This window comes from Neorhizobium sp. R1-B (genome assembly GCF_004368875.1).
Classification (GTDB): Bacteria; Pseudomonadota; Alphaproteobacteria; order Rhizobiales; family Rhizobiaceae; genus Neorhizobium; species Neorhizobium huautlense.
Window position 1 is genome coordinate 124,765 of sequence record NZ_SOEM01000011.1, and the last position, 13,536, is coordinate 138,300.

Consider the following 13,536-nt stretch of genomic DNA (forward strand, 5'->3'; position numbering starts at 1 on the left):
CGCCTTAGTTTCGTTTGACAAGTTCCCGCACACATCGGAAAACTGGCGCATTCAACGACAGCCATTGGGGGGACGGTTCATGTCCAGGCGCGCGTTTTTCGGCTTTTCCGCTCTTCTCTTTTCCGCATTCGCTCTCGCCTTGCCGTTGACGGCTGCGGAGCGGCGTATCGAGAGCACACCGGATAGCGACTATCTCGGTTTCGATCTCAGAACCGTGAAGAACGTCAGCCAGCCGCAATGCGAGGCGGCGTGCATCGGCGACAATGCATGCAAAGCCTTCACCTATAACGTCAAGGCCAAGTGGTGTTTCCTGAAGACGGACTACGGCCAGCTCAATCCCTTTCCCGGCGCCGTGGCGGGCAAGATCGTTGACGTCGCCACGGAGCCGGACATAGGCGCACCACAAAAGCTCTCTTTCCTGTCCGAGGACCTGCTGCAGCAGGCCAGGGAGCAGAAAGAGGGCCTGACGCTCGGGGATAACCAGCAGGGTTATGGTGTCGAAAACCTGAAGACGATCGCCCAGGCGGAACTCCTCCGCGGCAATGTCGATACCGCGATCTACAATCTCAAAGGTGCGCTTACGTTGACCCCCGATAATGGTGCGCTCTGGATCGAGCTGGCGCGTGCTGCCGGCACCGCAAGGGACGATAGCGAAGGTACCCTTGCTGCGATCAACGGCTACCAGCTGTCCCGCACGGCCCAAAGCCGCGCCGATGCACTGGCGGTTCTTGGAGCAGCGCTTACCAAGCAGCAGAATTACCGCTCTGCACTGAATGCCTATAAAGCGAGCCTCGCGTTGGTGAAGGCCCGTACCGTGCAGACGGCCTACAATGACCTTCGCGAGCGCCAGGGTTTCCGCGTGACGGGTAATACGGTCGATGCGGACAGCGCCAATCCGCGCGCCTGCGTGCAATTTTCCGAGCCGCTGGTGAAAGCCGGTGTCGATTACGCTCCGTTCGTGGTGCTCAACGGCCAGGCGCCGAAGGCTATGGAAGCCAAGGACAACCAGATCTGCGTCGAAGGTCTGACGCACGGCCAGCGATACAAGCTATCGCTCCGCCGCGGCCTCCCGTCATCGGTCGACGAGCCGCTCGTCGCCCAGATCGATCTTGATCTCTACGTCAAGGACCGGTCGGCGACGGTACGCTTCACCGGCGACAGTTTCGTCCTGCCTTCGACGGCCCGCCGCGGCATTCCGATCGTTTCGGTCAATACGGAAAAGGCAGACCTGAAGCTCTACCGGATAGGCGACCGGAATATCGCCTCGCTTCTCGCCAATTCGCAGTTTCTCACCCAGATGGACGGCTACAATGCCGGCCAGATCGAGCAGCAAAGCGGCGAGCTCGTCTGGCAGGGAACGATTGATATTGGCACCGAACTCAACAAGGATGTGGTGACGAGCTTGCCGGTCGATGAAGCGTTGCCCGCCCGAAAGCCGGGCGTCTATGTGCTGACGGCGGCCGCTTCCAATACGGTCTCGCAGGAATGGGACAGCAAAGCGACGCAATGGTTCGTCGTTTCCGATATCGGTCTTACCACCTATGCCGGTACGGACGGCCTGCATGTCTTCGCCCGCTCGCTTGGTTCCGCCAAGCCGATCAGCGGCGTCGATCTTCAGCTTCTTGCCAAGAACAATGAAATCCTTGGCACCGCGAAGACGGATGCGGATGGCCGCGCGGTTTTCACTGCCGGCTTGATGCGCGGCACCGCAGGGATGGTGCCGGCGGTCCTGACGGCACAGAACAGCGGCCAGGATTTCGTCTTCCTCGATATGACCCGCGCCGGTTTTGATCTCTCGGACCGCGGCGTAACAGGCCGCCCGGCGCCGGGTGCCATCGATGTCCTGCCTTGGACGGAACGGGGCATCTACCGCCCCGGCGAAACGGTTTACGCCAGTACCCTCGCCCGCGATGTCGATGCCGCGGCCATCGAAAATCTACCGCTCACCTTTGTCTTCCTGCGTCCGGACGGCGTCGAGGATCGACGGATGGTCAGCAATGGTTTGCTCGGCGGCTATGCCGTGAGCCTGCCGCTGCAGCAGACGTCCATGCGTGGCACCTGGACAATGCAGATCTTCACGGATCCGAAGGGCTCCGCAATCGGCGAAAAGACGTTCCTCGTCGATGACTTCGTGCCTGATCGCATCGAGTTCGAGATGGCGAGCGATGCGAAGGAGATCGAAGCGGGCAAGCCGGCGTCGATCAACGTCGACGGGCGCTTCCTTTATGGTGCGCCCGCAGCCGGTCTCAATCTGGAAGGTGAGATTGCGCTGAAGCCTACCCGGGAAAATTCGGCGTTTCCCGGCTATCAATTCGGATTGGCGGATGAAGAGGAAACCGAGACGGTAAGGATACCGCTCGATGAGCTGGAGCCGACCGATGAGGATGGGAAATCGATCATCGAAGCGCTGGTGAGCGAAATCCCATCGATCACGCAGCTTGTCAACGCAGATATTGTCGTGCGGATGCAGGAGGCAGGTGGCCGGGCCGTCGAGCGCACGATGACCTTACCCGTCAAGTCAGAGGGCTCTCGTATCGGGATCAAGCCGGAGTTTACGGGAGATCTGGCAGAAAATTCGGTCGGCAATTTCACGGTCATCGTCGTGGGCGCCGACGGCAATAAGCAGGTGATGCGCGGCCTTTCGTGGAAGCTCATCAAGGTCGACCGCGACTACCAATGGTATCGCGACGGGTCTTCCTGGCGTTTCGAGCCGGTAACGCGCACGAGCCAGATTGCCGATGGTGCCGTCAACGTCACCGCCGATGGCGGCCGGATCTCCGTCCCGGTCGGCTGGGGACGTTACAGGCTCGAGGTCGAGACTGCCGATGTCGGCGGACCCGCGTCGAGCGTGGAATTCGACGCCGGCTGGTTCGTGACCGCGACCTCGACCGAAACGCCGGATGCACTGGAAATCGCTCTCGACAAGCCGAGCTACAAAATCGGCGACACTGCGAAGCTCAAAGTCTCCTCGCGTTATGCCGGAGAACTGATGCTGACGGCAGGCTCTGAAGAGCTGATCACCGTGCAGGCGGCGAGCATGGGCGAGCAGGGCGGTGAGGTGGAAATTCCCGTCACGGCGGCTTGGGGCGCCGGCGCCTATGTAACAGCTACGCTCTATCGTCCGGGCGAGGCACAGCAAAGCCGGATGCCGATGCGCGCGATCGGTATCACATGGTTGAAGGTCGATCCGGAAAATCGGGACCTGCAGGTCTCGGTTGATGCGCCTGAAAAGACGCTGCCGCGTCAGCCGCTCGATATTTCCGTGCAGGTAGCCGGAGCCGGGGCAAATGAAAACGCCTATGTAACGGTCGCCGCGGTCGATGTCGGTATCCTCAACCTGACGCGCTACGAGCCGCCGGCACCGGACGACTGGTATTTCGGCCAGCGCCGCCTCGGGATTGAGATTCGCGACATATACGGCCGGCTTATCGACGGCTCGCTCGGCGCCACCGGCCGCCTGCGCACCGGCGGTGATGGCGGCAGCATTGCCCTGCAGGCGAGCCCGCCAAAGGAGAAGCTGGTGGCCTTTTTCTCAGGCCCCGTAAAACTCGACGCCGAGGGCAAAGCAAAAGTTTCCTTCGATATTCCGCAGTTCAACGGCACCGCCCGCATAATGGCGGTCGCCTGGTCGAAATTGGGGGTCGGACATGGCGTCAAGGATGTGATCATCCGCGACCCGATCGTGGTAACCGCAAGCATGCCGCGTTTCCTCGCCCCTGGAGATCAGGGCAATCTGCGTCTCGATATCGCCAACACGGATGCGCCGGCCGGCGACTATCAGCTTACTGTCATGACGACCGATCCGGTCTCAGTCGGGCAGAACGGGAGCAAGAACCTAAAGCTCGCAGCAGGCGGAAAGGCAAATCTCACAATCCCGCTTTCCGGTATCGAACCGGGCAATGGTGAGGTCTATGTGCGTCTGGCGAGCGTTTCAGGACCTTCCGTGTATCAGCAGCTTGATATCCCGGTGCGGCCGGCGTCGATGCCCATTACGGAGCGTCGGCTTGTTGAGCTTCGGCCCGGGGCGAGCCTCACAGTTGATTCCAACTTGCTTGCGGACAGTGTCCTGCCCGGGGGCTCCGTCAGTGTGAATGTCAGCCGGTCGAACGCCTTCGACATTCCGGCGCTGCTGATGGGCCTCAGCCGTTATCCATACGGCTGCGCCGAACAGACCACGAGCCGCGCGCTTCCGCTTCTTTATCTCAGCGAAATGGCGGTGCAGAACGGGTTGGCCGACAATGCGGATATCAAGAAGCGGGTGCAGGACGCCATCTATCGCGTGCTTTCGTACCAGTCCTCGGCCGGCAGTTTCGGCCTCTGGGCTCCGGGCGGCGGCGATTTGTGGCTCGATTCCTATGTGACGGACTTCCTCTCTCGTGCCCGAGAGCAAGGTTACGACGTTCCGGAAAAGACGTTGGTTCAGGCGTTGGAGAACCTGCAGAATACGCTCGGCTATACCAACAACATCAAGGACCAGGGCAACGAAATCGCCTATGCGCTCTACGTGCTCGCGCGAAACCGGAAAGCCGCGATCAGCGATCTGCGCTACTACGCGGACACGGCGCTCAATGACTTCCCGACGCCTCTCGCCAAAGCCCATATTGCTGCGGCGCTGGCGCTTTACGGGGATGCCCAGCGCTCAAAGAGCATTTTTGCAGATTCCCTGCAGATGTCGGAACAGGCGCAGATCCATAAGGTGAGCCTGGCTCGCTCCGACTATGGTTCGTCGTTGCGGGACGGCGCAGCGGTCCTGGCACTGGCCGCCGAGAGCAAACCCGTGCCGCCGATCGTGCCGGCGCTGGCGAATATCGTTGCCAAGGAGTGGGCCGCCAAGAAATATACCAGCACCCAAGAACAGACCTGGATGCTGCTCGCCGCCCGTGCTCTGCAGAACGGCGACGACAGCCTGCGGCTTAACGTCAATGGCGCTTCTCACCGCGGGACGCTGATGTCGCAGATGACGGGTGACGCGCTGATCGACCATCCGGTAACGATCAGGAACGACAGCGGCGAAACCCTTTCCGCGGCGATCACCACGGTTGCGGCGCCTGCCCAGCCGCTTCCTGCCGGTGGCGAAGGTTTCGAAATCTCCCGAACCTATTACAATATGGATGGCGAGGAAGTGAATGTCAGCGAGGCGCAGCAGAATGAACGTTACGTGGCGGTGCTGACCATCACCGAGACGAACGAGTGGCCGTCGCGCATCGTCGTGACCGATCTGCTGCCGGCCGGTTTTGAGATCGACAATCCGAGCGTCGTCAACAGCGCCAACCTTTCGAATTTCGATTGGCTGGAGGAGGTTCAGGCTGCGCATACGGAGTTCCGCAACGACCGTTTCGTTGCCGCATTCGATCGCAGCGCCGGCGATAATCGCCAGATCACGCTCGCCTATGTCGTGCGCGCCGTGACGCCGGGCGTTTATGACCATCCGGCGGCGCAGGTCGAAGATATGTACCGGCCGCAGTTCTCGGCGCGGACTGCAACTGGCAAGATGGAGGTGCTCGCCGCGCAATAGCGGCGGCTCGATCCCATGAAACGCAGGTGGAAGCTCTCGATCGGCATCGGTGCCGGCTTGGTCCTCGTGGCCGGGCTGGTCGCCGGTCTTGATGCCGCCGACCGGGCCTTCCCGCCGCCGCTTGAAAAGGCGCAGGTCGTCTCGACCGAAGTGCTGGACGCGGATGGTGTGCTGTTGCGGGCCTTTGCCACGCCGGAAGGTCGCTGGCGACTGAAGACCGCAGCGGAGGACGTCGATCCTCGGTTTATCAAAATGCTGGTTGCCTATGAAGATCAGCGTTTCTACGACCATGCAGGCGTCGACCCTCTGGCTCTCGGCCGGGCGGCGCTGCAATTCATCACGAACGGCCGCATCGTTTCCGGAGCCTCCACGCTTTCCATGCAGGTGGCTCGGCTGATAGAGCCGCGCGAAACCCGTTCCTTTTCTGCAAAGCTCATTCAGCTTGTCCGTGCTCTGCAAATAGAGCGGCGCTTGAGCAAGCAGGAGATTTTCGAAATCTATCTCACCCACGCGCCTTATGGCGGCAACCTGGAAGGGATTCGTGCCGCAAGCCTCGCCTATTTCGGCAAGGAGCCGCGCCGATTGACGGTGGCGGAAGCAGCCCTGCTCGTGGCCCTGCCGCAATCGCCTGAAGGCCGGCGTCCGGATCGGCATGCCCAAAGCGCGAAGGCAGCGCGTGAGCGGGTGCTGGTGAGGTCGGCCGTCGCGGACTTGACGGGCGAGGGCGAGGCGGAGCGTGCCCTGAGCGAGGCAATCCCGCTGCGGCGGCTGCAATTGCCGGCCTATGCCGCGCATCTTTCCGAAGCGGCTACTCGAAAGCGACCGGATATCAAACAGCACAAGACGACGCTCAGACGCGGCATCCAGCAGGGACTGGAACAAGTCGCCCGCGAGGCGACCTCCAGGCTCAGCCCCCGGGTTTCGCTCGCGATGGTCATGGCGGATGTGACGACCGGCGCAATCGTCGGCGAGGTGGGTTCCGCGGACTATTTCGATGCGAGCCGTTCAGGCTGGATCGATATGACGCGGGTTCTGCGCTCGCCTGGCTCGACCCTGAAACCATTCATCTACGGACTAGCCTTCGAGCAGGGGATCGTCTCCCAGGAGACGATCATTGAAGATCGGCCGGCGGATTTCTTCGGCTACCGGCCGAAAAATTTCGACATGAGCTACCAGGGCGACGTCAGCATACGGCAGGCACTTCAATTGTCGCTCAATGTGCCGGCCGTGCGTCTGCTCGATGCGGTCGGGCCGTCACGGCTGATGATCCGTTTCCGGCGAGCCGATATACGGCCGGTCCTGCCACCAAATGAGGCACCCGGTCTGGCAATCGGGCTTGGCGGCGTCGGCATCACGCTCAAGGATCTCGTGCAGGCTTATGCCGCGCTGGCAAATCAGGGACAGCCCGTCTTGCTCGGAAACGGGGTCGATCGGGCGCCGGGTCTCATCGAGGGCGAGCCATTGCTCGAGCCGCAGGCTGTCTGGCACGTCGCAGATATTCTGTCGGACGTTCTGCCGCCACAGGGGAGCCCGAGACTCGGCATCGCCTATAAGACTGGCACGAGCTACGGCTATCGTGATGCATGGTCCGTTGGCTATGACGGTCGTTATGTGCTCGGAGTCTGGGTCGGTCGGCCGGACAATGGGGCGGTGCCGGGCATTGCCGGCTATCAAACCGCTGCGCCGATCCTCTTCGAAGCCTTTTCCAAATCAGGCGTTCCGATCGCGCCTTTGCCGTCGGCTCCTGCTGGTGTCGTGCGGCTTGCGCAGGCCGATCTTCCGATCAGCCAGCGACGCTTTTCGATGACGGCGGCCGGCCTCATCTCGGCCTCAACTCGAGAGCCGCCGCCGCAGATCGTCTATCCCCCCGAAGGGGCAAGGGTCGATCTTGGCGCTCGGTCCGGGCAAATCTCGCCGCTGGCACTGAAACTGCAGGGCGGGCGGGCGCCCTTCCGCTGGCTGGCGAATGGAAGACCGCTCACCGATTTGTCGCGTCGGCGAACCAATCAATGGATGCCGGAAGGGGCAGGCTTTTCGACACTGACGGTGATTGATGCCGTGGGAAGAGCCGCGAGCGTCAGGGTATTCGTGGAGTGAAAGCTGTAACCTTCCCCGAAGGGGAGGTCGCCGCGAAACGGTGGGTGGGGTGTAATCTTTCAGATGGATCACCCCACCTCCTTCAGGGGAGTAGTCAGGCCGCGGCCATTGCCTTCTTTTTCGCAATACGCTGGCGAATAGTTTCGACGTCCGCGCGAGGTGTCGCTGCAAACAGTGTCCGGGTATACTCGTGCTTGGGGTCGGAAAAGACCTCATCGCGCGTACCGTATTCAACCGCCTCTCCGAAATACATCACCATGACCTCGTCAGCGATATAGCGAACGACGGAGAGATCGTGGCTGATGAAGACGTAGGTGAGATTGAACTCGTCCTGCAGGTCGGCAAGCAGGTTCAACACCTGTGCCTGGACCGAAAGATCAAGCGCCGAGACCGGCTCGTCGAGCACGAGGAGCTTTGGATTCAGCATCAATGCGCGCGCAATCGCGATACGCTGGCGCTGACCACCAGAGAACATATGCGGATAGCGGTTATAATGCTCCGGCCCCAAACCGACCTTCTTCAGCATCTCGTTTGCGCGATGCCGCTGTTCTTCCGCCGACATATCCGTATTGATCGCTAGCGGTTCACCGAGCACATCGCCGATCTTCTGGCGCGGATTGAGCGAGCCATACGGATTCTGGAAGACGATCTGCACCTTCTGACGCATTTCATGGGTGAGGCGCCCCGGGCGCGTATCGACCTTCTTTCCGTCGATCAGGAGGTCGCCGGCAGTCGGCTCGTCGATGAAGGTGATCATGCGAGCAAGCGTCGATTTTCCGCAGCCGGATTCGCCGACGATTGCCAGCGTCTTGCCGCGTTCCAGCTTGAAGGAGACACCCTTCACCGCGTTAATGATCTTCTTGGGCTTGAAGAGACCGCTGGAGAGTTCGTAATCGCGCTTGATGTCGCGCACCTCGAGCATGGTGTTATCGGTCATGCATTTACTCCCAATCCCGTTTCCTGGGCAGGTTCCGGAGTTCCGTCAAAGAAAGCGGAAACGGTGGTGAGGCGGTCGCCGGTGGCGTTTTCCGGCAACGCCGCCAGCAGGGCTTTCGTGTAATTGCTCTTCGGGTTTTCGAAGAGGGAGAGCACGTCGGCTTCCTCCATCTTGCGGCCCTTGTATTGCACCACCACGCGGTCGGCTGTCTCGGCCACGACGCCCATGTCATGGGTGATCATGATGAGGCCCATGCCGTTCTTGGCCTGCAGCGACATGATGAGGTCCAGGATCTGCTTCTGGATCGTCACGTCGAGAGCCGTGGTCGGTTCGTCGGCGATCAAGAGCTTCGGGTTACAGGCGATGGCGATGGCGATCATCACCCGCTGGCACTGCCCGCCCGACATTTGGTGCGGGAAGCTGCCCAGCCGCTCTTCCGGGTTAGGCAGGCCCACTTGCTTGAAGAGTTCGATGGCGCGGGCGCGGCGGGCTTGTCTGTCGAGGCCGAGGTGGACGCGTAGTACCTCCTCGATCTGAAAGCCCACCGTAAAGCACGGATTGAGGCTGGCGATCGGTTCCTGAAAGATCATGGCGATATCCTTGCCGATCAGCTTACGCCGCTCGGCCGGGCTGATCTTCTGGATGTCGCGGCCTTCAAAGAGCATGCGGTCTGCGGTGATCTTCGCAGTCCAGGGGAGAAGCCCCATGACCGCAAGCATGGCGACCGACTTGCCGGACCCGGATTCGCCGACGATCGCCAGCACTTCACCCTTTTGGACCGACAGCGAGACCCCGTCCACGGCTTTGAACCAGCCGGTTGCGGTTTCGAATTCGACTGTGAGATTGTCTATTTGCAGAAGCGCCATGATCAGGACCTCTTCAGTTTCGGGTCGAGCGCATCGCGCAGGCCGTCGCCCATCAGGTTGATGGCAAGGACGGTGATGAGGATCGCCAGGCCAGGGAAGGTGACCACCCACCAGGCACGCAGGATGAATTCCCGTGCTTCTGCGAGCATCGTGCCCCATTCCGGCGCCGGTGGCTGAGCACCCATGCCGAGGAAGCCGAGGGCAGCCGCATCCAGGATGGCGTTCGAGAAGGAAAGGGTTGCCTGAACGATCAGCGGCGCGGTGCAGTTCGGCAGGATCGTACGGAACATCAGGCGTAACGGGCCGGCACCGGCAAGGCGGGCCGCAGTCACATAGTCGCGCGTCTTCTCGGCCATCACAGCCGCGCGGGTGAGACGCACGAAATGCGGCTGGAGCGTTAGCGCGATGGCGATCATTCCGTTCGTCAGGCTGGGTCCCAGGATGGCAACGAGCACCAGGGCGAGCAGCAGCGACGGAAAGGCCAGGATGATATCCATCAGGCGCATGATAACTGTGTCGACCCAGCCACGGAAATAGCCGGCGATCAGACCAACCAGTATACCGCCCACCAGCGACAGTGTGGTTACGAAGACGCCGATGAACAGCGAATATTGAGCGCCGTAGATCAGGCGTGAAAGAATATCGCGTCCAACAGGATCAGTGCCCAGCAGGTATCCGGCGCGGCCACCTTCGGTCCAGATCGGCGGCACCAGTACCGCATCGCGATACTGTTCAAAGGGTGAGTGCGGCGCGATGATGGGTGCGAGTACCGCGATCACGACAAGCGCCAGGAAGACGAAAAGCCCGATGACGGCGCCGCGGTTTTCGGAAAAATAGAACCAGAACTCCTTGAGCATCTGGCGGCGCATGGCGGCGGTCGAAACGGCCGCGGGCGGCTTGTCGATGATGGTATCGGCCATGGGATTTTCTCCTTCTTAGTGCCGTATACGGGGGTTGATCAGGCCGTAGAGCAAATCAACGATGAGATTGACGAACATGATGATGGCGGCGATGAGCAGCAGGCCGCCTTGGATGACCGGGTAGTCTCGGCGGAAGACGCTGTCGACCATCCATTTGCCGATGCCGGGCCACGAGAAGATCGTTTCGGTCAGGATCGCGCCGGCGAGCATGACGCCGATCTGCAGGCCGATGGTGGTGATGACCGGGATCATGGCGTTGCGCAGAGCATGGATGCCGACGACGCGGAAGGGCGAAAGCCCCTTTGCCCGGGCGGTGCGGACGTAATCTTCAGACAGGACCTCCAGCATGGCCGAGCGCGTTTGCCGCGCAATGACTGCCAGCGGGATCGTGGCCAGCACGATCGACGGCAGCGCCAGATGGCTCAGTGCCGATGCGAAAGCACCCTTCTGGCCAGACAGCAGCGAATCGATCAGCATGAAGCCCGTCACCGGCGGAAAGAAGAACATCAACGAGATGCGTCCGGAGACCGGGAACCACTGCAGGGTGCCCGAGAAGAGGATGATCAGTAGCAGGCCCCACCAGAAGATGGGCATCGAATAACCGACGAGAGCGACGCCCATCAGCGCCTGATCAAAGAACGATCCCCGCTTGATGGCCGCGATTACGCCAGCCGGAATGCCAAGTGCAACCGCGATGATGATTGCGCAGAGTGATAGTTCGATCGTGGCTGGGAAGAGGGCCAGGAACTGGTCGAGGATCGGTTTCTTCGACACGATCGAAGAACCGAAGTCGCCGGTCACCACGCCGCCTAGATAATCCAGATATTGGACCACCAGCGGCCGATCGAGACCCAGTTGCTGACTGATAACGGCATGGCGCTCCGGCGACATGACTCGTTCACCCGAAAGAAGGGCCACGGGATCGCCCGGCAGCAGCCGGATAAAGGCAAAGGCGATGATAGAGACCCCGATAAAAGTCGGGACCAGCACGGCGAGGCGCCGCAAAAGGAAGCCAAACATTCTAAAACCTTCGATGGTTTCGGTCTTGGCCGGTTCAAGGCTTTGTCAAGCCATGGAAGCGGCGATTGAGGCGTCTGTGCCACATTTTTTGGCGTCTCATAAGAAAATGCCGCGGGAAACGCAACGCGCCCCGCGGCAAAAACATTGTGAGCCGCTAAATTACTCGGTGATATCGACGGCTTCGAAGGTGAAGTCGCCGAGCGGGCTCTGGGTGAAGCCCGTCACGCCCTTGCGCATCGGAACGATGGAGAGGGAGTGATCGAGTGTGGCCCAGGGGGCTTCCTTCTTGAAGATCACCTGTGCCTGCTCATAGAGCTTCGTACGTTCCTCGTCGTTGGACGTGACCTTGGCCTTCTTCACGAGTTCGTCGAACTCCTTGTTGCACCACTGAGCGCGGTTGTTGCCGCCCACGGCATTGCAGCCGAGCAGGGTGTCGAGGAAGTTGTCCGGGTCGCCGTTGTCGCCGGTCCAGCCGAGAATGACGGCGCCGTCACGGTCCTTGGCCTTGGAGCGATCGAGATATTCGGCCCATTCATACGAAACGATCTCGACCTTGACGCCGATCTTGGCGAAATCGTCCTGCATGATTTCCGCTGCGCGGCGGGCGTTCAGCATGTAGGGGCGCGAAACCGGCATCGCCCAGAGCTTCATCGAAAGATCCTTGACGCCGGCGTCGGCGAGCATCTTCTTTGCAGCGTCCAGATCATAGGCGTCGTCCTGGGTGGCCTCGTTGTAAGACCACATGGTCGGCGGGATCGGGTTTTTCGCCGGGGTCGCCATGCCTTGGAAGACGGCATCGACGATCGCCTTCTTGTTGATCGCCTTGTTCAGCGCCTTGCGGACTTCGACCTTGTCGAATGGAGCCTGGGTTGTGTTGTAGGCGAGATAGGCGACGTTCAGGCCTTCCTGCTCCAGAACCGTGAGGTTCGGATTGGATTTCATGGACTGGACGTCGGCTGCGTTCGGATACGGCATGAGGTGGCATTCGCCAGCCTGCAATTTCTGATAGCGAACGGCTGCGTCGGTGGTGATTGCGAAGACCAGATCGTCGATCTTCGGAGCCGGACCCCAGTAGTCGGCATTCTTCTTGTAGCGGATAACCGCGTCCTGCTGATAGCCGACGAACGTGAACGGACCGGTGCCGACCGGCATCTGGTTAAGCTGTTCCTTCTTGCCGGCCTTGTCGAGGCTGTCGGCATATTCCTTCGACATGATCGATGCGAACGGCATGGCGAGGTTGGCGAGGAAAGGCGCTTCCGGCTTGTTCAGCGTGATCTTGACGGTGAGGTCATCGACCTTTTCCACCGACTTGATGAGTTCCGGGAAGCCCATGCCGGCGGCATATTCCCAGGCGGCACCCGGGATATACTGGTTCCAGGCGTTTTTGGTATCGATCTGGCGGCCAATCGAGAAGACAACATCGTCGGCGTTCAGGTTGCGACTCGGGGTGAAGAAGTCGGTGGTCTGGAATTTCACATTCGGGCGAAGCTTGAAGGTGTAGACAGTGCCGTCACTGGAGATTTCCCAGCTCTCGGCGAGGCCTGGCTCCGGCTGCGTCGTGCCGGGCTTGAATTCGAGAAGGCGGTTGTAGATCGGATGAGCCGAAGCGTCGAATGTGGTGCCGGCCGTGTAGATGCCGGGGTCGAAGCCTTCCGGGGAACCTTCGGAGCAGTAAACGAAGGTCTTGGCGCTGGCAGCGCCCGCGAAGAAGGTCGCCGACAGCAGCGCCGCGGCAAGGGTCAGTTTGTATTTCATGATAGTCTCTCCCGTGTGACCTGTGGCCTCTTGCGGCCCAGGTAATCTGTCATTGAACTAGATGCGCAACGGTGCGCTTCAAGCTTGATATTCTTGTTATTTACCTCCCGGTGGGCGAATTGGACCCGCGTGTGCTTCGATTGTTCCTTCCGGCGGATGTCATTTTACGTCCACGTAATTCCAGAGCGCCAAGTTTTCGCAAGGCTACAGCTCCGTCTATTTTTGTAGCGACAGCGTTTCTTAGAAAATTTTCCGCAAGTTCGACACAATCCCCATGTGTTCTTACCATTTTTGGCCCGATCTTTAGATTCTCGACCGGCAACGGCGCGGGAGCATAGCGATTATCATTCTGTTGTCGAGATGCGAAAATTCGCCTTTTCGGTCACTTTTTCATTTCAGATGTGTGATCCTGACGAGTGCTGCATT

General features: G+C 60.5%; 7 protein-coding genes. 2 read left to right on the plus strand and 5 right to left on the minus strand.

The features are described from left to right. Positions 1-79: 79 nt before the first annotated feature. A complete protein-coding gene (locus tag EDE05_RS16460; protein ID WP_134101954.1) occupies positions 80-5,515 on the plus strand; it encodes an alpha-2-macroglobulin family protein in 5,436 nt (1,811 codons plus the stop codon). A gap of 15 nt (positions 5,516-5,530) precedes the next feature. After that, positions 5,531-7,612 carry a penicillin-binding protein 1C gene (gene pbpC, locus EDE05_RS16465; RefSeq protein WP_132411322.1) on the plus strand — a complete coding sequence of 694 codons (2,082 nt, stop codon included), beginning with the start codon at positions 5,531-5,533 and terminating at the stop codon, positions 7,610-7,612. A 94-nt stretch (positions 7,613-7,706) separates the two neighbouring features. Here the strand turns inward: pbpC and EDE05_RS16470 are convergent, their stop codons facing one another. The 5 genes from EDE05_RS16470 to EDE05_RS16490 form a co-directional block, all read right to left on the minus strand. Continuing rightward, positions 7,707-8,549 carry a dipeptide ABC transporter ATP-binding protein gene (locus EDE05_RS16470; RefSeq protein ID WP_132411324.1) on the minus strand — a complete coding sequence of 281 codons (843 nt, stop codon included), beginning with the start codon at positions 8,547-8,549 and terminating at the stop codon, positions 7,707-7,709. Next, the gene (locus tag EDE05_RS16475) at positions 8,546-9,415 is read right to left on the minus strand and encodes an ABC transporter ATP-binding protein (RefSeq protein ID WP_112800557.1); all 870 of its coding nucleotides are present in this window, start codon (positions 9,413-9,415) and stop codon (positions 8,546-8,548) included. Before EDE05_RS16475 ends, EDE05_RS16470 begins: the two co-directional genes overlap by 4 nt. Before the next feature lie 2 nt (positions 9,416-9,417). Continuing rightward, positions 9,418-10,335: an ABC transporter permease subunit gene (locus EDE05_RS16480; protein ID WP_132411326.1), complete on the minus strand. Its 918-nt coding sequence runs from the start codon at positions 10,333-10,335 to the stop codon at positions 9,418-9,420. Positions 10,336-10,350: 15 nt separating this feature from the next. Continuing rightward, entirely contained in the window at positions 10,351-11,355 is a 1,005-nt protein-coding gene (locus tag EDE05_RS16485) for an ABC transporter permease subunit (protein WP_105373084.1), read from the minus strand. 159 nt (positions 11,356-11,514) lie between these two features. Further along, positions 11,515-13,110: an ABC transporter substrate-binding protein gene (locus tag EDE05_RS16490; protein ID WP_105373083.1), complete on the minus strand. Its 1,596-nt coding sequence runs from the start codon at positions 13,108-13,110 to the stop codon at positions 11,515-11,517. Positions 13,111-13,536: the final 426 nt, after the last annotated feature.